The sequence below is a fragment of the Polynucleobacter sp. GWA2_45_21 genome (genome assembly GCF_001830325.1).
In the GTDB taxonomy this organism is placed as follows: Bacteria; Pseudomonadota; Gammaproteobacteria; order Burkholderiales; family Burkholderiaceae; genus Polynucleobacter.
On sequence record NZ_MHZG01000002.1, the window covers coordinates 112287 to 131624 of the forward strand.

The following is a 19338-nucleotide window of genomic DNA, read 5'->3' on the forward strand; positions in this document are numbered from 1 at the left end:
GGATTGAAGGGTATTCGTGAAAGATCAGCGGATTATTTCTGCAGAAGTAGAAAACCTAGGGTACACGCTAGTCGATATCGAGCGTGAAGCCGGAGGTTTGCTGCGCGTCACGATTGAAAACCCGGATTACGAGCGCTTGATTAATGTCCAGGATTGCGAAAAGGTAAGTCACCAACTGAGCTACACCTTGCCAGTGGAAAACATTCCCTTTGAGCGTCTAGAGATTTCCTCTCCTGGTCTGGATCGCCCTGTGAAGTCAGCGGCTGATTACGAGCGCTTCTCTGGAATGGAAGTGGATTTGAAGTTGCGAGTTGCCGTTGGCGATCGCAAGAAGTTTCGTGGTGTGTTGCAAGGTTTGCTGAGTGGTGAATTAGATTCGCCTGATGCGAAATTTGGTTTGTTGTTTGAAGGTGCTGATGGCACTGAATCTCAATTGGAGTTTTCTTTAGCCGAGGTCGATAAGACTCGGTTGGTCCCTGTTATTGATTTCAAAGGAAGAAAGTCATGAGCCGAGAAGTTCTCATGTTGGCAGACGCCTTAGCGCGTGAAAAGAACGTAGATCAAGCGATTGTGTTTGAGGCGCTAGAAATGGCGTTGGCATCAGCCACTAAGAAGCGTTATCCGACAGAAGATGTGGATATTCGCGTATCGATTGATCGTGAGTCTGGTGAATACGAAACCTTCCGTCGTTGGTTGGTTGTTCCTGATGAAGCTGGTCTCCAAGAGCCAGATAAAGAAATCCTTCATTTTGAAGCGCTTGAGCAATTCCCTGACATGGAAGTTGGCGAATACATTGAAGAGCAAATCGAATCTTTGGCCTTTGGCCGTATCGGCGCACAGGCTGCTAAGCAAGTGATCTTGCAGCGTATTCGTGATGCTGAGCGTGAGCAGATTTTGAATGACTACCTTGAGCGTGGCGAAAAAGTCATGACCGGTACCGTCAAGCGTGCTGATAAGAATGGTTTGATCATTGAATCTGGCCGTGTTGAAGCGTTGCTCCGTCGCGATCAAATGATCCCTAAAGAGAACCTCCGTTCTGGTGACCGCGTCCGCGCCTACATCCTTAAAGTAGATCGTGAAGCCCGTGGCCCCCAGATTGAACTCTCACGTACTTGCCCTGATTTCTTGATCAAGTTGTTTGAGAACGAAGTTCCAGAGATGGAGCAGGGTTTGTTAGAGATTAAGGGCGCAGCTCGTGACCCTGGTATCCGCGCAAAAATTGCCGTGATTACTTATGACAAGCGTATCGATCCAATCGGTACTTGCGTTGGTGTTCGTGGCACGCGTGTTACTGCAGTTCGTAACGAAGTAGCTGGCGAAGCAGTGGACATCGTATTGTGGTCAGAAGATCCAGCACAGTTTGTGATTGGCGCTTTGGCTCCAGCTCAAGTGTCTTCCATCGTTGTTGACGAAGAGCGTCACGCCATGGATGTGGTGGTTGATGAAGAGAACTTGGCAATTGCGATTGGCCGTAGCGGACAGAACGTTCGTTTAGCTAGTGAATTGACTGGTTGGCAGATCAACATCATGACTCCAGAAGAGTCTGCTGAGAAAACAGAAAAAGAAGCGGCTTCTGTACGTCAATTGTTCATGGACAAATTGGACGTTGACCAAGAAGTTGCTGACATCTTGATTGAAGAAGGTTTCAATACTTTGGAAGAGGTTGCTTATGTACCACTTTCTGAAATGTTAGAAATCGATTCTTTCGACGAAGACACCGTAAACGAGTTGCGTACTCGTGCACGTGACTCTCTCTTGACTATGGAATTAGCCAAAGAAGAGCGCGTTGGCGAAGTCTCACAAGATTTACGCTCCCTCGAGGGAATGACTACTGAATTGATTGCGAAGCTTGCTGACAATCAAGTTCACACACGTGACGACTTAGCTGAACTGGCTGTTGATGAGCTAGTTGAGGCGACACAAATTGACGAAGAAACCGCGAAAACGCTCATCATGAAAGCGCGCGAACATTGGTTTACTTCATGAGAGGAAGTAGTACATGGCAACAACAGTAAAAGTACTCGCTAAAGAATTAAAACGTACCGCGCCTGACCTTCTAGAGCAATTGAAGGCGGCCGGTATCGAAAAAGGTTCTGAGGACGACAGCATTACCGAAAAGGACAAGACTGTCCTTCTCGAGCATTTGCAAAAAGAGCATGGCAGTGCGGATACAGGTAGCCGTAAAAAGATTACCTTAATCAAGCGCGAAAACTCCGAGATTCGTCAGGCAGATTCTGCTGGGCGTACTCGCACCGTTCAGGTTGAGGTTCGTAAAAAACGCGTACTAGTTAAAGCGGGAGATAAAGCTCCTGAAGAGACACCGGCTCCAGCTGCTAAAGAAGTTGCTCCTGCGGCACCTGCTAAACCCATCCTCTCTGCTGAAGAGTTAGAAAAGCGTGCGGCTGAGGCAACTCGTCAAGCGGAATTATTAGCACGTCAAGAAGCGGAAATGAAGGCGGCAGAAGATGCTCGTCAAAAAGAGGCTGATGCTGTAGCTGCCGCAAGTGCAGCTGAGCCTGTTGTTGAGAAAGCAATCAAGTCCGATGACGATGGTTCTGCTGCGGCTGCAAAAGCTGCTGACAAGAAAGCGCAAGCGGATAAAGTTGCCAAAGATGTCGCTGATGCCAATAAAGCACAGTTAGCTGATATTACAAAACGTCGTGCCGCTGCTGAAGCTGAAGCTTTAGCGATTCGCGACATGATGAGCACGCCAGCACGTGTTCTCAAAGCGCCAAGTGAAATTGCTGCCGAAGAAGCTAAAAAAGGCACGCTACATAAGCCCGCTAAAGCTGAAGGTGCGGACGATAAGAAAAAAGCAGTTGCTAAGGTTGGTGGTAAGACAATTAAGTCTGCAGAGACTTCATCTACTTGGCAAGAAGAAGGTGCCAAGAAACCTGGTGGCCTCAAGACTCGTGGCGACAGCTCTGGTGGTGTAGGCGGTTGGCGTTCGGGTGGTGGCAGAAGAAAGCAACGTCAAATTGCAGAAGCCAACGTCGATACCAACTTCCAAGTTCCAACAGAACCTGTTGTACGTGATGTTCATGTTCCTGAAACCATTACTGTTGCTGAGTTAGCTCATGCAATGGCCGTGAAGAGTGCTGAAGTGATTAAGCTCTTGATGGGCATGGGTCAGATGGTAACGATTAACCAGATCTTAGATCAAGATACTGCCATGATCATCGTAGAAGAAATGGGTCATACAGCCCATGCTGCTAAGTTAGATGATCCAGATTTAGATCTCGGCATTACTGGTCACGATGCAGAGTTATTGCCGCGTCCACCAGTTGTGACGGTGATGGGTCACGTTGACCACGGTAAAACATCCTTGCTCGATAAGATTCGTGCGGCTAAGGTTGCTACTGGCGAGGCTGGTGGTATTACTCAGCACATTGGCGCTTATCACGTTGAAACTCCGCGCGGCATGATTACTTTCCTTGATACTCCGGGTCACGAAGCCTTTACGGCAATGCGTGCTCGTGGTGCTAAGGCTACGGATATCGTGATCTTGGTTGTTGCAGCCGATGACGGCGTGATGCCACAAACGAAAGAAGCGATTGCCCACGCGGTAGCTGGTGGCGTTCCGATTGTTGTAGCTATCAATAAGATTGATAAGCCAGAAGCGAACTTAGAGCGCGTTAAGACTGAGTTAGTTGCTGAGCAAGTCGTTCCAGAAGAATACGGTGGTGATGTGCCATTCATTGGTGTCTCCGCAAAAACGGGTGACGGCATTGATGCCTTGCTTGAGAACGTACTCTTGCAAGCAGAAATTTTGGAACTCAAGGCAGCGAAAGATGCTCCTGCGCAAGGTCTCGTTATCGAGGCGCGCTTGGATAAGGGTCGCGGTCCTGTTGCCACTATTTTGGTTCAGTCTGGCACGCTCAAGCGTGGCGATATGTTGTTGGCGGGTTCAACCTACGGTCGCGTTCGTGCGATGTTGGATGAAAACGGCAAGCCATGTAACGAAGCTGGCCCATCTATCCCTGTAGAGATCCAAGGTTTATCCGAGGTTCCTGCTGCGGGTGAGGCGGTTCAAGTAGTCCCTGACGAGCGTAAAGCACGTGAGATCGCACTCTTCCGTCAAGGCAAGTTCCGTGATGTGAAGTTGGCTAAACAGCAAGCATTCAAACTCGAAACCATGATGGAAAACATGGAAGAGGGTGCGATTGAGGCGAAGTTGTTGCCATTGATCATTAAGGCGGACGTACAAGGCTCTCAAGAGGCGCTGTCACAGTCATTGCAAAAATTATCTACTGCAGAGGTGAAGGTGCAAATCGTTCACGCAGCGGTGGGTGGCATTACTGAGACTGACGTTAACCTAGCTGTTGCTTCTAAGGCGGTCATTATTGGCTTTAACTCTCGTGCGGATGGTGCGGCACGTAAGTTAGCCGAAAACAATGGTGTCGATATTCGTTATCACAACATTATTTATGACGCAGTTGATGAAGTGAAAGCAGCCTTAAGCGGCATGTTGACACCAGATAAGAAAGAAGAAATCACCGGTATGGTGGAGATTCGTCAAGTCTTCTTGGTATCTAAAGTTGGTGCGATTGCGGGTTGTTTGGTGCTCGATGGTGTTATTAAGCGCACCTCTAGTGTCCGCCTCTTGCGTGACAACGTAGTGATCTGGACTGGCGAATTAGATTCTCTCAAGCGCTTTAAAGATGATGCAAAAGAAGTTCGCGCTGGTGTTGAGTGTGGTCTGTCATTAAAAGGCTACAACGACATTAAAGAGGGCGATCAACTCGAAGCATTTGAAGTTACTGAAGTAGCTAGAACACTTTAAGAGTAATCGAGTTAATGCATAAAACTAGTCCTCATCGTAACCAGCGTCTCGCCGATCAAATTCAGCGGGACCTGGCCGAGCTAATTCCCCGTGAATTGCGTAGTCCGAGCTTGGGCTTGATTACTTTACAAAGTATTGAGCTCACGCCAGATTTGGCCCATGCAAAAGTCTTCTTTACCGTCTTAGGCGCTGAGCCTGAAGTGGCATTGAAGGCTTTGCAGGATAAGGCGGGCTACTTACATTCCCTACTGTTTAAGCGTTTGCATATCCATACTGTGCCAACTCTGCATTTCCACTACGACAGTTCTGTTGAGCACGGTATTGAAATGTCGCGCTTAATTGATCAAGCGGTGGACAGTGATCGCAAAGACGAGAACGCGTAAATAGCTATGTCTGTACGTATCGATGGCGTAGTCTTGCTTGATAAACCTGCTGGCATGAGCTCACAAGGCGCAGTCACTGCCGTGAAGCGCACCTTCAATGCAGAAAAAGCGGGGCATACTGGCACTCTAGATCCCATGGCTACAGGCTTACTCCCGATTTGTTTGGGTGAAGCAACGAAGTACTCCCAGGATTTATTAGAGGCCGATAAAACCTATATCGCTCAAGTGAAATTTGGTCAGCGTACTGATACTGGTGATGCTGAAGGTTTAGTCATTGAAGAATTACCTTTACCTGTATTTGCGGATGAAGTGGCTATCAAAATTGCATTAGATGCTCTATTGCCGGCATTCACTGGTCCGATTAGCCAGGTGCCTCCAATGTATTCCGCGCTCAAGCGCGATGGCAAACCTCTATATGAATACGCTCGTGCCGGTGTTGAGTTGGAACGCGCTCCACGAGATATTACGATTCATGCAATTCGTTGGACTAATGTCAATTGGCCAGAAGCGACTTTAGAAGTGAGCTGCAGCAAAGGTACTTACATTCGCGTATTGGCAGAAGATATTGGTAAGGCATTGGGTTGTGGCGCTCATTTAGTTGGCCTGCGTCGCACTGAAGTTGGTCACCTCACTTTAGAACAGTCTTTCACAATCGAGTCGATTCAAAAAGGCTTGCAAGATAGCTCAAGTTATATCTTGCCAGTCGATGCGCTCTTGCAAACTTTGCCCCACTTAACTGTGGATGAGCAGCAAGCAAAACGTTTGGAGATGGGTCAACGCGTCCCACTGAATTTACCTTCGATAGAGGCGCTGGTGCGTATCTATCGTGCAACAGCAGCTCCACATAACTTTATTGGTACTGGTGATTGGCGTTCTGGGGTTTTGCATCCCAAGCGCTTGATTTCTTCGGCACATTAAACATATTTAACCCCTTTATTCATTAACCCTATTCTTAACTTCAGAAGCTTCACATGACTAAACGCGCACTTCGTAATATCGCCATCATCGCCCACGTTGACCACGGTAAAACTACTTTGGTTGACCAACTCTTGCGCCAATCAGGCACATTCCGTTCCAATGAAAAAATGACCGAACGCGTCATGGACTCAAACGACTTGGAAAAAGAGCGTGGCATTACTATTTTGTCCAAGAACTGTGCGGTTGAGTATGACGGCACACACATCAATATCGTAGATACACCGGGACATGCTGACTTCGGTGGTGAAGTAGAGCGTGTGCTCTCTATGGTTGATGGTGTTTTGCTCTTGGTTGACGCGGTTGAAGGTCCTATGCCACAAACTCGCTTCGTAACTAAGAAAGCCTTGGCTCTCGGCTTGAAGCCGATCGTGGTGATTAATAAGGTTGACCGTCCCGGTGCTCGTACAGACTATGTGATCAATGCAACTTTTGAGTTGTTTGATAAGTTGGGCGCAACCGAAGAGCAGTTAGACTTCCCAGTGGTTTATGCATCTGGTCTGAATGGCTATGCTGGTTTGACTGATGATGTACGCGAAGGTGATATGCGCCCATTGTTTGACACTGTGCTAAAGCATGTTCCAGTACGTGATGACAATCCAGAAGGTCCTTTGCAGTTGCAAATTACCTCTATTGAATACAGCACTTACGTAGGTAAGATTGGTGTAGGCCGCATAAACCGTGGAACTGTGAAGCCTTTGATGGATGTGGTTTTCATGGACGGTCCTGATGGTGTTCAACGCAAAGGCCGTATCAACCAAGTATTGAAATTCCGTGGCTTAGAGCGCGAGATTGTTGATGAGGCGCAAGCAGGCGACATCGTATTGGTAAACGGTATTGAAGATTTGGCCATTGGAACAACAATCTGTTCCCCTGATACCCCAGAAGCATTGCCAATGCTCAAAATTGACGAACCTACTTTGACCATGAACTTCATGGTGAACACGAGCCCATTAGCTGGTCGTGAAGGTAAGTTTGTTACTAGCCGTCAGATTCGTGAGCGTTTAGATCGTGAATTGAAGTCCAACATGGCTTTGCGTGTAAAAGAAACGGATGACGACACCGTATTTGAAGTGTCAGGCCGCGGCGAATTGCACCTCACCATCTTGGTAGAAACCATGCGTCGTGAAGGTTACGAGCTGGCAGTTTCCCGCCCACGCGTGGTATTCCATGAAGTAGATGGCGTGAAGATGGAGCCGTACGAGAACTTAACGGTTGACGTAGAAGATACAACTCAAGGCGCCGTCATGGAAGACTTGGGTAAGCGTAAGGGCGAGTTGCTTGACATGGTGAGCGACGGTAAAGGTCGCACACGTCTTGAGTACCGTATTCCTGCGCGTGGTTTGATCGGTTTCCAAGGCGATTTCATGACCATGACTCGTGGTAACGGTTTGATGAGCCACACATTTGATTCTTATGCGCCTGCAAAAGACGGCATCTTGGGTGAGCGTCATAACGGCGTATTGATCAGTCAAGATGATGGCGAGGCAGTTGCTTACGCTTTGTGGAAATTACAAGACCGTGGCCGTATGTTTGTGAGTCCTGGCGATCCTTTGTATGAAGGTATGGTCATCGGTATTCATAGCCGTGACAATGACTTGGTTGTTAACCCAATTAAAGGTAAGCAATTAACCAACGTTCGCGCTTCTGGTACTGACGAAGCAGTTCGTTTGGTTACACCAATCGCCATGAACCTCGAGTACGCTGTTGAGTTTATCGATGATGATGAATTGGTAGAAGTAACGCCGAAGAGTATTCGTATTCGTAAGCGCTACCTCAAGGAGCATGAGCGTAAGAAAGCATCACGCGACTAAGCTGCTTCAAGCTACACAACAAAAGTCACCTCCGGGTGGCTTTTGTTCTTCATTGAAATCCATATTCGAAAAATAATAGTAAAAATAGATCCCCATGCTGCCTTCCATTGAACAACGCCTTGCCCAAGAGTTATCCGCTAAACCCGCTCAAGTAGCTGCTGCTATTGCTTTGATGGATGAGGGCGCTACCGTTCCTTTTATTGCCCGTTATCGTAAGGAGGCCACTGGCGGTTTAGATGATGCGCAGTTACGCTTGCTAGAAGAGCGTTTGAGTTATTTGCGTGAGCTAGAGGATCGTCGCAAGGCAATCGTGGCATCAATTGAGGAGCAGGGCAAGATGACCCCGGAGTTGCTCAAGGCCATCATGCTTGCCGAGGATAAGACTCGCCTGGAGGATCTCTATCTTCCATATAAGCCAAAGCGTAGAACCAAAGCCCAAATCGCCCTAGAAGCAGGATTAGAGCCGCTAGCGAATGATTTGCTCGCTAATCCCAATTTAGATCCTGAAATAGAGGCCACCAAATATATTAAAGAAGCATTTGACGTAGATGGCACGAATAACCCTGGAGTTCCTGACGTGAAAGCGGCTCTTGAAGGTGCCCGCCAGATTTTGATGGAGCGCTTTGCGGAAGATGCTGGCTTAGTGCAGTCACTCAGGACCTACCTACAAGAACATGGTGTAGTGGAGTCCAAGGTGATCGCCGGTAAGGAGCAAGAGGGTGAGAAATTCGCTGATTATTTTGATTACTCTGAACCTATTGTTGCAATTCCGTCACATCGTGCCTTGGCATTATTTAGAGGTCGTCGTGAGCAGATGTTGATGGTCAATTTGCGCCTGGATACTGAGGAAGAAAAACCCAAATGGGATGCACCTCATAATCCTTGCGAGTCCCGTATTGCTAATCAGTTCAAGATTAAAAATGAAGGTCGTCCAGCGGATCAGTGGCTAGCAGAAACCGTACGTTGGACTTGGCGTATTAAGTGTTCGATGCATTTGGAGTCCGAGCTGATGAGTGCTTTGCGTGAACGCTCTGAAGCTGAAGCGATCAATGTGTTCGCGCGCAACCTCAAGGACTTGTTGCTTGCTGCACCCGCAGGACCAAAGGTCACTATTGGTTTAGATCCTGGGATGAGAACGGGCGTGAAGGTTGCGGTAGTCGATGCAACTGGCAAGGTAGTGGATACGGATGTGATTTACCCACATCAGCCTAAGAATGATTGGGATGGTTCATTACATACCCTTGCGAAATTAGCCGAGAAGCATAAGGCAAACTTAATCTCGATCGGTAACGGAACCGCATCACGTGAAACAGATAAGTTGGCACAGGATTTAATCAAAGCTAAACCTGAGCTCAAACTCACAAAGATTGTTGTATCAGAAGCAGGGGCATCGGTTTACTCTGCCTCTGAGTACGCCTCAAAAGAATTGCCTGGCATGGATGTGTCGCTCAGAGGGGCAGTATCGATTGCGAGAAGGTTGCAAGATCCACTGGCAGAGCTGGTCAAGATTGATCCAAAGTCCATTGGTGTGGGTCAGTATCAGCACGATGTAATGCAGACTCAATTAGCCAAGTCATTAGTAGCAGTCGTAGAGGATTGTGTGAATGCGGTTGGCGTAGATGTCAATACCGCTTCAGCGCCTTTACTGGCAAGGGTTTCAGGGCTAAGTAGTACGGTTGCTGAGGGTATTGTTTCTTATCGGGATAGCAATGGCGCCTTTCAGACTCGGGCGGATTTGCGGAGCGTGCCACGCTTAGGTGACAAGACCTTTGAGCAGGCGGCCGGTTTCTTGCGCATTATGAATGGCAAAGATCCATTAGATGCATCGGCAGTCCACCCGGAATCCTATCCCTTGGTAGAGAAAATTCTGAAAGATATCAAGAAGGGCGTCAAGGAAGTGATTGGTGACGCAACGATCCTGAAAGGTCTAAGCCCAGAAAAGTATGCTGATGAGAATTTTGGATTGCCAACAGTTACCGACATCATTAAAGAATTGGAGAAGCCTGGTCGTGACCCACGTCCTGAATTCACAACCGCAACCTTTAAGGATGGCGTAGAAAAAATCAGCGACCTCAAAGCGGACATGATTTTGGAAGGTGTTGTGACGAACGTTGCCGCCTTTGGTGCATTTGTGGATATTGGCGTTCATCAAGATGGCCTGGTGCATATCTCTGCATTAGCCAATACCTTTGTTAAAGACCCACATAGTGTAGTTAAAGCAGGTCAGGTTGTGAAGGTCAAAGTGCTTGAGGTGGATGAAAAGCGTAAGCGTATTGCTTTGACGATGCGACTATCTGATGAGGCCCCTAAAGCATCGCCAGGTGCAAAGTCTGAGCAAAGAACAAATAGGCCAGGAACTCCAAGAACCCCAGATATTAGAAGGCCGCAGGAAGATAGAAGATCTGTGCCCCCAATGAATAATGCAATGGCAGATGCTTTACGTAAGCTCAAGAGTGGCGGTTAGTAGAGGTTATGAAGTGTTAGTAAGAAATCGTTACACTACATGAATAGCGAGCATTGGAGAGATTGAATGACCATGGTTAAAAGTATTATTTTGGGATTCTTGTCTCTCTTTATCTCGACCTCTATTGCTCAAACTGCGCCAACAGTGGCTGCTGCCTCAGATCTCAAGTTTGCTGTCGAAGAAATTGCCGCTAACTATAAGGCTGATAAAGGGCAAGACGTCAAACTGGTGTTTGGCTCATCTGGTGTGCTGTGGCAGCAAACCAAAAATGGCGCACCATTTAGCTTGCTGATGTCTGCTGATGAGGCTTATGTAGATGACTTATCTAATAATGGCTTAACTGTGGACGAGGGAACCCTGTATGCAATCGGCAGAATTGTTCTTTTGCAGAAAAAGGGATCCGCAATTCAGCTCAACGCTGACAAAGACGGCCTCACGAAGGCAATACAAACATCTAAGAAAATCGCTATCGCCAATCCAGATCATGCTCCCTATGGCAGGGCAGCAAAAGAATATCTTATTAGTATGGGGGTCTGGGATCTGGCCCAGCCCAAGCTTGTATTTGGAGAAAATATTTCTCAAGCAACGATGTTTGCTCTAACGGGGTCGGCTGATTTTGCGATCTCCGCTTTATCTCTAGCTTCTTCCCCACAGATTCAAACTCAATCATCATCTGTGCTGATACCAGATGGTCTTCATAAACCGCTGAAGCAAAAGATGGCTTTGATCAAAAACACTGCACCAAGCGCTAAAGATTTTTACCTCTACCTACAAGAGCCAAAATCGAAGCAAGTGATGAGGCGCTATGGTTTTGTTGCGCCGTAGTCATCAATTTGTAATATATTTCTATTATTATCGAATTATGAAAAATACCGAAGCAATACAAGCATTCGTTGCCCTAGGGCAGGAGTCGCGCTTAAACGTTTACCGCCTCATTGTGCAAAAGGGCGATACAGGTTTAATGCCGTCGCAAATTCATGAGATGTTGGGCATTCCCAATGCGACCCTCAGCTTCCATCTAAAAGAGCTCTATCAGGCCAATCTCATTACTGTCGAACGCCAAAGTCGCAACCTCATCTACAGGCCTAACCCTGGCATGGTTGAAGAGCTCAGTGAGTTCTTGCTAGCTAACTGCTGCGGCGGTAAATCTTGTAAAACACCAAAATCTCTAAAAAAGGTAAATGCTCAATGAAACAGTACAACATTCTTTTTTTATGTACCCACAATTCTGCTCGATCAGTGTTGGGTGAGGCTTTAGCATCAACGCACCCAAGTGGCAAGTTTGTAGGTTATTCAGCGGGCTCAACACCAGGTACAAGCGTTAATCCAATTGCTGCTGATATCGCAGAGGAGCTGGGTATGGACCGCACACTCCTAAAGTCAAAAAGCTGGGATGTATTTGGTGGTCCTAATGCCCCCCAAATGGATTTCATTATTACAGTATGTGATAACGCTGCTGGTGAGGTTTGCCCATTTTGGCCTGGTAAACCAGCTACTGCGCATTGGGGATTTCCTGACCCATCGCAAGTGCAGGGTACTGATTTAGAAAAGAGAGCAGCATTTCATGAGGTCAAGAATGGTCTTAAGAAACGCTTAGATATCTTGGCTGCAATGCCATTGGAAAAACTCGACTCGATGAGCCTTAAAGAAATTCATACTAAAGCATGAGCTCGATCACCAAAAAACTCTCTTTTCTGGACCGCTATTTAACGGTCTGGATCTTTGTAGCAATGGCAGTTGGCATTGCCTTAGGCCACTTTATTCCGGGTATTGAAGGGTTTATTAATTCCTTCCAGGTCGGCACAACGAATCTTCCAATTGCTATTGGCTTGATCTTGATGATGTACCCACCGTTTGCTAAGGTGCGCTATGAAGACTTGCCTGACGTATTTAAAGATAAGCGCATCTTCGGTATATCCATTTTGATGAACTGGATTATTGCACCGACTTTAATGTTCTTTTTGGCGATTACTTTTGTTCCCGACCAACCAGAATACATGGCTGGCCTGATATTGATTGGTATTGCACCATGTGTTGCGATGGTCATTATTTGGAATGATTTAGCCAAGGGCTCTACTGAATACGCTGCTGGCCTAGTAGCATTTAATGCTATTTTTCAAGTACTGTTCTTTAGTGTCTATGCCTATTTCTTTTTGACTGTATTGCCGCCTTACTTTGGCTTGGCGGGCTCCAGCGTCAGCGTCGGTATGGGGCAGATTGCAGAGAGTGTATTTATCTACTTAGGCATTCCCTGTATTGCCGGAATATTGACTAGGGTAGTCATGCTCAGGTTCGTGACTAAAGAGCATTACCACGAGCATTTTGTACCTCGTATTGGCAAGATCACTCTAATTGCTTTGCTATTCACCATCATCGTGATGTTTAGCCTCAAAGGGGGCGTCATCTTAACGCTGCCAATGGATGTCGTGACTATTGCTGTGCCACTGTTGGTTTTCTTTCTCATCATGTTCTTACTGACTTTCTTGGTGACTGGCAAGATGGGAATCGATTACAAACGATGCTGTACGCTTTCCTTTACCGCTTCCAGTAATAACTTTGAGCTGGCTATTGCCGTTGCAATTGCGGTATTTGGAATTAATTCTGGTGCAGCCTTTGCGGCAGTCATAGGCCCATTAGTAGAAGTGCCCATCATGATTGGCTTAGTCACTGTAGCCTTATGGTTTAAGGAAAAGTATTTTCAAAAGGATGTATCTTAAGTGTTTGAGTCTCCACTTCAATTGCCTGCCTTAGTAGAGGATCTGTTTCAGATCCCTGAATTAGAAAAATTGAGCATCCAGGCTGGCGATCATGCGCCTCGGTTTCTGATGCTATATGGTTCACTGCGTGAGCGATCCTATAGCAGGCTCCTTACTTTCGAGGCGGCGAGGCTATTAACCGCTATGGGTGGCGAAGTCAAAATTTTTGACCCTACTGGCCTACCTCTAGTTGATGGCGCACCCGATACCCATCCAAAGGTTCAAGAGTTGCGTCAATTAGCCTTGTGGGCAGAGGGGATGGTTTGGACCTCACCGGAACGACATGGTGCCATGACCGGCTTGCTAAAAACACAGATTGATTGGATTCCGTTATCTGAGGGTGCTGTTAGACCAACTCAAGGCAAGACCTTGGCTGTAATGCAGGTTTGTGGGGGATCTCAATCCTTTAATGCGGTGAATCAAATGCGCATCTTGGGTCGATGGATGAGGATGATTACTATCCCCAATCAATCCTCGGTTGCCAAGGCTTTTACAGAATTTGAGGAAGATGGGCGTATGAAGCCATCCTCCTTTTATGATCGCGTTGTCGATGTCATGGAAGAGCTCTATAAGTTCACATTACTGACTCGTGGAGTAAGCGAATACTTGACGGATCGCTACAGCGAGAGAAAAGAGTCTGCCCAGGAGCTATCTAAGAGGGTAAATCAAAGGGCAATTTAACCCCTGAAGATTTGCTATCAACTCTAACTTCAATGCCGGGTTTATTTGTGAGGTCAATATACCCTCACTGTTGGATGGCCCTTGCGCAACATGGTTGTTTGATGCTAACATATTTGTTAGCATCATTGAATGACTCATACCATTCGCTATTACAGCCCCGATGTATTGGAGCAAATTTTTGATTTACCTATTTCTTTGCAGGCGCGCTACATTGCTTTGACACAGCGCATGATTGAATATGGGCCGCATTTAGGTTTGCCGCATACCGATTCGTTTGGCGGCGGTTTATTTGAGCTTAGGCTAAAGGGTGTTGAGGGCATTGCAAGAGTTTTCTTTTGTACCGTGGTGGAGCGAGAGATTGTGATGTTGCATAGCTTTGTTAAGAAATCTCAGAAAACTCCCGATAAAGAACTAAGGCTAGCCAAGTTGAGAATGAGGGAAGTGAAATTATGAAGACAAAGACATTGACCCACAAACAAGCAGTTGGCAAGATGTTAAAAAACCCAGCAGTCAAGGCTGAGGTTGAGCGCTTAAATAAAGAGGAGTTTGCGATTCTTGATGAAATACTGCAGGCTCGTAAAGCCGCAGGTTTATCTCAGGCTGAAGTGGCTCGCAGAATGGGTACACAAGCTCCTGCAATAGCCAGACTCGAAAGCTCTTTGGCAACTGGAAAGCACTCCCCAAGTTTAAGTACACTGCGAAAGTATGCTGCTGCCTTGGGTAAGAGGGTCGAATTACACCTAGTCTGATGCCAATTAATTTTAGGTTATTGTTTGTTATGTCCTAAATGGCCTAACCAGATTCTCTAAGGCAAAAGCATCATTAGTTTGCCGAAGTTCATCAATCGATGTACGCAGTTTCTTGAGCTCTTTGCATGACAACTTACGCAATTTTTTGCGATCCATCCCATAGGTATCTACTAGATAGCGGACCCTGGATAGGCAGATCTGTAGGCGGATGAGCCAAACCAGGGCAAATAAGCCTGGTGCAAATAATAGAAGCAAAATACTCATTTACAAATCCATAAAAAAGGCCGTCACATAGACGGCCTATTGAAGTTAATCTGTTGATTAACCCTTGCGCTTATTTAATTAATAAAACTGGTTGCTTAGCGTTGTTGCTAACCTTTTGAGCTACTGAACCCATGATTGCATCTACGATACCGCTGCGACCCTTTGATCCCATCACAATGAGGTCAAATTTTTCTTTATTGGCCAAAGCAATGATTTCGCTGGCAATGTGACCGCGCTTAATCACCATGCTGTGCTTTACACCAGCAGTATCAAGAGTCTTTTGAGCTCCTTTGAGGTCTTTCTCGCTGACTTCACGAAGGTAATCATCGATTACGCTATTAGCGACAAATTGCTTTACATGGCCAAGTCCAATATCGTCATGAACGCTGATCAATGTGACTGCGCATTTGCTGCGCAAATCTTTAGACAACTTCGCAACGTACTTAGCCGCATTGAGCGAAGATTTGGAGCCGTCAACTGGTAATAAAATTTTCATTTGTCCCTCTATTTTTGTAGTGAATAAACTGCAACTGCATATGACTAATTTACTATGAAAATCACCATAAATCTACGAAAAAATCCCATATTCACTAGGGCTGTTGTCTGGAGCTTGATTTACTTTAGGAACGCATCGTAGAAGGTTTTGATAATCAGTATGGTGACCAGAATAAAGAAGCCTTTACGGATAAAGGTATTGCCATGTTTGATGGCAATTTTAGTACCAATTTGGCCGCCTACGAGATTGGCGCTAGCCATCAACAAACCAAGCTGCCAGTCAAAAAAACCGAGATAGAAAAAGACGCAGAGTGCCCCTAAATTGGAGGCAATATTGAGGTACTTCGCAGGCGCTGCAGATCGTAAAAAATCAAATCCCAATACTCGGGTGTAGAAGAGTTTATAAAACGCACCAGCTCCAGGCCCCAGAAAGCCATCATAAAAACCAATGATGCCTGCACCGGTAGAGGCGATTGCTTTTTGTTTGTGATGCTCATGCTTAGGTGCATGCACTAGACCAGCACTGGATTTGATATTAAAGATCAGCAGTGCAAGCAATAAAAAAGGTAGAGCGCCTCTGAGCCATTCGGTTGGTAATTGAGTGACGAGGTAAGCGCCTGCAACTGAGGCAAAAAATGCAAATGATGAAGAAACAATGACTAGGCCCCAAGGGCTTTTATTGGCCCGACTGTACTGAATAGCTGAACCAATAGTCCCGACAATCGAACCAAACTTATTAACTGATAGCAGGGTGGCTGGCGGAAAGCCCGGTAAAGCAGCAAAAAGGGCTGGCACCTGAATCATTCCTCCGCCACCAATAATGGAGTCGACCAAGCCTGCAAATAAAGCACACGCTAGCAATAAGCCAAGGTCAAATGCGGAGAGTTCAAGCATGTTGTCTATTATTTTCTAGTTCTTATGGGTGTTGCTGGCTCATTTTAGAGGGGTTTCTGGATAGTCGTATTGAGATTCTTTTATTCCTCTGGGTGAAGTGGATAATCTAGTCCAAATGAAAGTCAATTCTGAAGGAGTCTCCTCATCCAAGGTGTATTTGCCTGCCGGACAGGATTACGCCTGTCTGTTGGATTTCTTTATTGCCAATTTCCCGCATATTGATAGAGGTGAGTGGGAAGCTCGTTTTGAGGAAGGCCTGGTGTTTAACCAAGAGGGTGAGGCGCTTGCTGCGGGCGATGCCTATCTTCCTAATACACATTTACTGTATTTCAGGCGCTTAGCTCGAGAGCCAGAAATTCCTTTTGAGGAAGCCATTCTTTTTCAGGACGAACATATTCTGGTTGCAGATAAACCCCATTTTTTACCGGTAACACCAAGCGGTCTTTATTTGCATCAAACTTTGCTTAATCGTCTGAAGAAAAAAACTGGGATTCAGGACTTGAGTCCGATTCATCGGATTGATCGCGATACGGCGGGCCTAGTCATTTTTTCAGTGAATCGGCAAGAGCGGGCCCAATACCAAAATTTATTTAGAGATCGCGCAGTCAAGAAGGTCTATGAAGCAATCGCAACCTATTCAGAAGATCTGATTAAGCAATTACCAATGACTTATCAAAGTAGATTGGAGGAGTCTGAACACTTTCTGCAGATGGAGGAAGTGGAGGGCGAACCCAATACTGATACCTTGATAGAATTACTTGAGGTAAATAATCCTTGGGCCAGATATCGTTTGACTCCTGGTAGCGGCAAGAAGCATCAACTGCGTTGTCATCTCAATAGCCTAGGCATCCCTATTCAGCATGACCAGATCTACCCTGTGCTTACCCCTTACCAAGAGTATGATTTGGACTTTTCCAAACCCCTCCAACTTTTAGCAAAAGAGATTTATTTCAGCGACCCGGTAACGGGGCAAGAGAGATCTTTTGTGACCCAGAGAGTATTAGCTTGATATTGGTATGACTGTAAAAACACCCAAACGCTTAGCGGTTGCCCCGATGATGGAGTGGACGGATCGTCACTGCCGTTCTTTCCATCGTACGCTCACCAAAGAAGCGGTTCTCTATGCCGAGATGGTGACTACCGGCGCTCTTATTCATGGGGATGTGCCACGTCATTTAGATTATTCGCAAGATCAGCATCCTGTTGTTCTTCAATTGGGCGGCTCTGAACCCTCTGATTTGGCTAAAGCTGCAGAGTTAGCACAGCAGTGGGGCTACAACGAAATTGATCTTAATTGCGGTTGCCCTTCAGAGCGCGTACAACGTGGCGCCTTCGGTGCTTGCCTCATGGCAGAGCCACAACTCGTTGCCGATTGTGTGAAAGCAATGAAGGCTGCTGTTGATACTCCCATCACGGTGAAGCATCGTCTTGGTTTAGATTCCATGGATGCTGCTAACTCTGAAGTGGACTATCAATTTGCATTGAACTTTATTCTTGCTGTAGCTGATGCAGGCGCAAGTCAGGTAACCATCCATGCACGCAATGCGGTGCTGAAGGGTTTATCTCCCAAAGAGAATCGCAGCAAACCACCATTACGTTATGAAGTGGCTGCAAAGCTTCGCTTGGATGCCCAAAAGCAATTTCCTAATCTCAAAGTCTTGCTTAACGGTGGCCTGGAAACCAATGATCAAATCGCCGGTCATTGGGATGACTTTGATGGCTTTATGGTTGGAAGGGCGGCCTATCATTTCCCGGCATTGCTGTTGGGTTGGGATGACATGATTCATACCAATGGCGATGCGGCTGGCTATCTCTTTAGTGAAACTGAATGGCATCGCATTCAGATTGCATTGGTTAAGCAAGTGCAGGCTTGGTTTGATGAGTGCCAAGCCAAAGGAAAGCCTTTTTATATTGGCGCATTCACCCGCCATATTTTGGGGCTAGCTCATGGCAGGGCAGGTTCCCGCTACTGGCGTCAGCGCCTTTCTGATCACCATGCCCTGGCTAAAGTTCAAAGCAAGGCTGCTATTTTGGATTTCTTTATCGATGCGAGCTTATGCCTTGGGGATTGGGCTGCCTTTGAGTTTGAAGGTGCCTAAATCAGTAATCTAGGCCATTTTTGACAGGGTTTTGGCTCAAAAGCTATAATCTAAGTCTTCAGTGGCGGACGTAGCTCAGTTGGTAGAGTCCCAGATTGTGATTCTGGTTGTCGCGGGTTCGAGCCCCGTCGTTCGCCCCACCGAATATTGCATTATCCTAAGGCTCCCTTCGTGGAGCCTTTTATTTTTGAGATCATTCTGATGAAAAAATTCGATATTCTCCCAATTCTGTTTGGCTTAGTACTATCGGTTATTGCTGCGTACTTTATGTTGCGATCTACGCCCGCTAATAGCGCACCTGCATCGACTATTCCTGTGCTTAAAGTGGGCACTGTATCTTGGGATCAAACTGAGATGACTATTGCCGATGTCAAAACTTTTGCTGATGCCACTGGTTTTGTAAGTCAAGCCGAGAAGAATGGTGGTGGACTTTCATATGAATATGGCTTCGTCAAAAAACCTGGCTGGACTTGGAAAACCCCTTATGGCGTTACTCCCAAATCCAGCGAGCCTGCAGTACATCTCAATCAATCTGAAGCTGCTTCTGTTTGTCGCTTCTATGGGAAGCGTTTACCAACGGATGCGGAATGGACCTCTGCAGCATTTGTGGAGCAAAGAGAAGTCCCTCCAGCTGGCTACACCAAAGGTCAACGATATCCCTTTCCAGGTGGAGCAACTCCGGTTGTCTCCCATTGCTTGAATGGTTGTGGTGATTACAAGGGCGTAGCACCAGCGGGTGCGTTAAATCGCGGCACTGGTCATGTACCTGCTGGCACCACTAAGCCTGGAGTCAATGGCTTATTGGATATGGGTGGCAATGTTTGGGAGTGGACTGCAACTGAGCGTCATGGTGGTTTCATTACCCGAGGTGCTTCGTGGTGGTATGGCCCAGAGAGACAAAAAGAGTCTGATGTGGAGTCCAAGCCAGCAGATATCGGTGTGGTGTATATCGGCTTTCGCTGCGTTAGTTGATCCCATGAA

At 46.6% G+C, this 19338-nt stretch carries 20 protein-coding genes and 1 tRNA gene; 18 read left to right on the forward strand and 3 right to left on the reverse strand.

Annotation, left to right across the window (positions count from 1 at the left end):
* Window positions 1-16 precede the first annotated feature (16 nt).
* From rimP to A2X74_RS04440, 14 genes are all read left to right on the forward strand, one after another.
* Window positions 17-508, forward strand: coding sequence for a ribosome maturation factor RimP (gene rimP / locus A2X74_RS04375; RefSeq protein WP_215303141.1), 492 nt, complete (start codon window positions 17-19; stop codon window positions 506-508).
* Window positions 505-1986: a transcription termination factor NusA gene (gene nusA / locus A2X74_RS04380; protein ID WP_215334709.1), complete on the forward strand. Its 1482-nt coding sequence runs from the start codon at window positions 505-507 to the stop codon at window positions 1984-1986. Before rimP ends, nusA begins: the two co-directional genes overlap by 4 nt.
* A 13-nt stretch (window positions 1987-1999) precedes the next feature.
* Window positions 2000-4783 carry a translation initiation factor IF-2 gene (infB, locus tag A2X74_RS04385; RefSeq protein WP_299764626.1) on the forward strand — a complete coding sequence of 928 codons (2784 nt, stop codon included), beginning with the start codon at window positions 2000-2002 and terminating at the stop codon, window positions 4781-4783.
* 14 nt (window positions 4784-4797) lie between these two features.
* Window positions 4798-5166, forward strand: coding sequence for a 30S ribosome-binding factor RbfA (rbfA, locus tag A2X74_RS04390; RefSeq protein ID WP_015420788.1), 369 nt, complete (start codon window positions 4798-4800; stop codon window positions 5164-5166).
* A 6-nt stretch (window positions 5167-5172) separates the two neighbouring features.
* A complete protein-coding gene (truB, locus tag A2X74_RS04395) occupies window positions 5173-6084 on the forward strand; it encodes a tRNA pseudouridine(55) synthase TruB (protein WP_293625901.1) in 912 nt (303 codons plus the stop codon).
* A gap of 53 nt (window positions 6085-6137) precedes the next feature.
* Complete coding sequence (gene typA, locus A2X74_RS04400) at window positions 6138-7955, forward strand: translational GTPase TypA (protein ID WP_293625903.1); 1818 nt, start codon at window positions 6138-6140, stop codon at window positions 7953-7955.
* A gap of 94 nt (window positions 7956-8049) precedes the next feature.
* Entirely contained in the window at window positions 8050-10419 is a 2370-nt protein-coding gene (locus A2X74_RS04405) for a Tex family protein (RefSeq protein WP_293625905.1), read from the forward strand.
* Window positions 10420-10485: 66 nt separating this feature from the next.
* Window positions 10486-11244, forward strand: coding sequence for a molybdate ABC transporter substrate-binding protein (gene modA, locus A2X74_RS04410; protein ID WP_293625907.1), 759 nt, complete (start codon window positions 10486-10488; stop codon window positions 11242-11244).
* Window positions 11245-11281: 37 nt separating this feature from the next.
* Window positions 11282-11611 (forward strand): metalloregulator ArsR/SmtB family transcription factor, encoded by a 330-nt coding sequence (locus A2X74_RS04415; RefSeq protein ID WP_293625909.1) that lies wholly within the window; start codon window positions 11282-11284, stop codon window positions 11609-11611.
* On the forward strand, window positions 11608-12087 hold the full coding sequence (locus A2X74_RS04420; protein WP_215303160.1) for an arsenate reductase ArsC: 480 nt from the start codon (window positions 11608-11610) through the stop codon (window positions 12085-12087). Before A2X74_RS04415 ends, A2X74_RS04420 begins: the two co-directional genes overlap by 4 nt.
* Window positions 12084-13136 carry an ACR3 family arsenite efflux transporter gene (gene arsB, locus A2X74_RS04425; protein WP_293625913.1) on the forward strand — a complete coding sequence of 351 codons (1053 nt, stop codon included), beginning with the start codon at window positions 12084-12086 and terminating at the stop codon, window positions 13134-13136. Before A2X74_RS04420 ends, arsB begins: the two co-directional genes overlap by 4 nt.
* Window positions 13137-13856: an arsenical resistance protein ArsH gene (gene arsH, locus A2X74_RS04430; RefSeq protein ID WP_293625915.1), complete on the forward strand. Its 720-nt coding sequence runs from the start codon at window positions 13137-13139 to the stop codon at window positions 13854-13856.
* Between the two features lie 129 nt (window positions 13857-13985).
* On the forward strand, window positions 13986-14309 hold the full coding sequence (locus A2X74_RS04435) for a type II toxin-antitoxin system RelE/ParE family toxin (protein WP_293625917.1): 324 nt from the start codon (window positions 13986-13988) through the stop codon (window positions 14307-14309).
* Entirely contained in the window at window positions 14306-14605 is a 300-nt protein-coding gene (locus tag A2X74_RS04440) for a helix-turn-helix transcriptional regulator (protein ID WP_293625919.1), read from the forward strand. Before A2X74_RS04435 ends, A2X74_RS04440 begins: the two co-directional genes overlap by 4 nt.
* A gap of 27 nt (window positions 14606-14632) precedes the next feature.
* Here the strand turns inward: A2X74_RS04440 and A2X74_RS04445 are convergent, their stop codons facing one another.
* From A2X74_RS04445 to A2X74_RS04455, 3 genes are all read right to left on the reverse strand, one after another.
* Entirely contained in the window at window positions 14633-14869 is a 237-nt protein-coding gene (locus tag A2X74_RS04445; RefSeq protein ID WP_293625921.1) for a hypothetical protein, read from the reverse strand.
* Between the two features lie 70 nt (window positions 14870-14939).
* Window positions 14940-15365 carry a universal stress protein gene (locus tag A2X74_RS04450; protein WP_293625923.1) on the reverse strand — a complete coding sequence of 142 codons (426 nt, stop codon included), beginning with the start codon at window positions 15363-15365 and terminating at the stop codon, window positions 14940-14942.
* 119 nt (window positions 15366-15484) lie between these two features.
* Window positions 15485-16258 carry a TSUP family transporter gene (locus tag A2X74_RS04455; protein ID WP_293625925.1) on the reverse strand — a complete coding sequence of 258 codons (774 nt, stop codon included), beginning with the start codon at window positions 16256-16258 and terminating at the stop codon, window positions 15485-15487.
* Window positions 16259-16373: 115 nt separating this feature from the next.
* Here A2X74_RS04455 and A2X74_RS04460 point away from each other — a divergent pair, with 115 nt between their 5' ends.
* The 4 genes from A2X74_RS04460 to A2X74_RS04475 all read left to right on the forward strand — a co-directional run bounded on the left by A2X74_RS04460 (window position 16374) and on the right by A2X74_RS04475 (window position 19329).
* Window positions 16374-17267 (forward strand): pseudouridine synthase, encoded by an 894-nt coding sequence (locus A2X74_RS04460; RefSeq protein ID WP_293625927.1) that lies wholly within the window; start codon window positions 16374-16376, stop codon window positions 17265-17267.
* Between the two features lie 7 nt (window positions 17268-17274).
* Window positions 17275-18357, forward strand: a complete 1083-nt coding sequence (dusA, locus tag A2X74_RS04465; protein WP_299764649.1) for a tRNA dihydrouridine(20/20a) synthase DusA — start codon at window positions 17275-17277, stop codon at window positions 18355-18357.
* Window positions 18358-18421: 64 nt separating this feature from the next.
* Window positions 18422-18497: transfer RNA gene (locus tag A2X74_RS04470), tRNA-His, on the forward strand.
* Window positions 18498-18558: 61 nt separating this feature from the next.
* Window positions 18559-19329 carry an SUMF1/EgtB/PvdO family nonheme iron enzyme gene (locus A2X74_RS04475; protein WP_293625931.1) on the forward strand — a complete coding sequence of 257 codons (771 nt, stop codon included), beginning with the start codon at window positions 18559-18561 and terminating at the stop codon, window positions 19327-19329.
* Window positions 19330-19338: the final 9 nt, after the last annotated feature.

Coding starts and splice junctions, on each gene's coding strand:
- nusA (WP_215334709.1), top strand. CDS start 505: ATGAGCCGAGAAGTTCTCATGTTGGCAGACGCCTTAGCGCGTGAAAAG.
- infB (WP_299764626.1), top strand. CDS start 2,000: ATGGCAACAACAGTAAAAGTACTCGCTAAAGAATTAAAACGTACCGCG.
- rbfA (WP_015420788.1), top strand. CDS start 4,798: ATGCATAAAACTAGTCCTCATCGTAACCAGCGTCTCGCCGATCAAATT.
- truB (WP_293625901.1), top strand. CDS start 5,173: ATGTCTGTACGTATCGATGGCGTAGTCTTGCTTGATAAACCTGCTGGC.
- typA (WP_293625903.1), top strand. CDS start 6,138: ATGACTAAACGCGCACTTCGTAATATCGCCATCATCGCCCACGTTGAC.
- A2X74_RS04405 (WP_293625905.1), top strand. CDS start 8,050: ATGCTGCCTTCCATTGAACAACGCCTTGCCCAAGAGTTATCCGCTAAA.
- modA (WP_293625907.1), top strand. CDS start 10,486: ATGACCATGGTTAAAAGTATTATTTTGGGATTCTTGTCTCTCTTTATC.
- A2X74_RS04415 (WP_293625909.1), top strand. CDS start 11,282: ATGAAAAATACCGAAGCAATACAAGCATTCGTTGCCCTAGGGCAGGAG.
- A2X74_RS04420 (WP_215303160.1), top strand. CDS start 11,608: ATGAAACAGTACAACATTCTTTTTTTATGTACCCACAATTCTGCTCGA.
- arsB (WP_293625913.1), top strand. CDS start 12,084: ATGAGCTCGATCACCAAAAAACTCTCTTTTCTGGACCGCTATTTAACG.
- A2X74_RS04435 (WP_293625917.1), top strand. CDS start 13,986: ATGACTCATACCATTCGCTATTACAGCCCCGATGTATTGGAGCAAATT.
- A2X74_RS04440 (WP_293625919.1), top strand. CDS start 14,306: ATGAAGACAAAGACATTGACCCACAAACAAGCAGTTGGCAAGATGTTA.
- A2X74_RS04445 (WP_293625921.1), bottom strand. CDS start 14,869: ATGAGTATTTTGCTTCTATTATTTGCACCAGGCTTATTTGCCCTGGTT.
- A2X74_RS04450 (WP_293625923.1), bottom strand. CDS start 15,365: ATGAAAATTTTATTACCAGTTGACGGCTCCAAATCTTCGCTCAATGCG.
- A2X74_RS04455 (WP_293625925.1), bottom strand. CDS start 16,258: ATGCTTGAACTCTCCGCATTTGACCTTGGCTTATTGCTAGCGTGTGCT.
- A2X74_RS04460 (WP_293625927.1), top strand. CDS start 16,374: ATGAAAGTCAATTCTGAAGGAGTCTCCTCATCCAAGGTGTATTTGCCT.
- dusA (WP_299764649.1), top strand. CDS start 17,275: ATGACTGTAAAAACACCCAAACGCTTAGCGGTTGCCCCGATGATGGAG.
- A2X74_RS04475 (WP_293625931.1), top strand. CDS start 18,559: ATGAAAAAATTCGATATTCTCCCAATTCTGTTTGGCTTAGTACTATCG.